This window comes from Verminephrobacter aporrectodeae subsp. tuberculatae At4 (genome assembly GCF_000193225.1).
Classification (GTDB): Bacteria; Pseudomonadota; Gammaproteobacteria; order Burkholderiales; family Burkholderiaceae_C; genus Acidovorax; species Acidovorax aporrectodeae.
On record NZ_AFAL01000179.1, the window covers coordinates 1 to 647 of the forward strand.

At 68.0% G+C, this 647-nt stretch carries 1 protein-coding gene; it reads right to left on the reverse strand.

All coding sequences use genetic code 11. The features are described from left to right. Positions 1 to 647 (reverse strand): toprim domain-containing protein (locus VTU_RS0105645; RefSeq protein WP_010101778.1); only part of this gene is annotated, 647 nt, incomplete at both ends.

Sequence of the window (647 nt, forward strand, 5' to 3'; positions counted from 1 at the left end):
GTGTCGGGGTTCAGCGTGGTCTCCCACAGTTGCCCGGCGTTCATCTCGCCCAGGCCCTTGAAGCGGCTGATCTGGCATTTCTCGCGCGCCACGCCTTCCTTGGCGCATTTGTCGAGGATGGCGCCGAGTTCGCCCTCGTCGAGCGCGTACATCTTGGCCGCAGGCTTCTTGCCGCGCGCGGGCACGTCCACGCGAAACAGCGGGGGGCGCGCCACGTAGACATGGCCGGCCTCGATGAGCCCGGGGAAATGCCGCAGGAACAGCGTGAGCAGCAGCACCTGGATATGCGCTCCGTCCACGTCCGCGTCGCTCAGGATGCACACCTTGCCGTAGCGCAGGCCCGACAGGTCGGGTACGTCGCCGGGGCCATGGGGGTCCACGCCGATGGCCACCGAAATGTCGTGGATCTCGTTGTTCGCAAACAGCCGGTCGCGCTCCACCTCCCAGGTGTTGAGCACCTTGCCGCGCAGCGGCAGGATGGCCTGGCTTTCCTTGTCGCGGCCCATCTTGGCGCTGCCGCCGGCGGAGTCGCCCTCGACCAGGAACACCTCGTTGCGGCCGAGGTCGCGGCTCTCGCAGTCGGTGAGCTTGCCGGGCAGAACGGCCACGCCCGAGCCCCTGCGCTTTTCCACCTTCTGCCCCGCCTT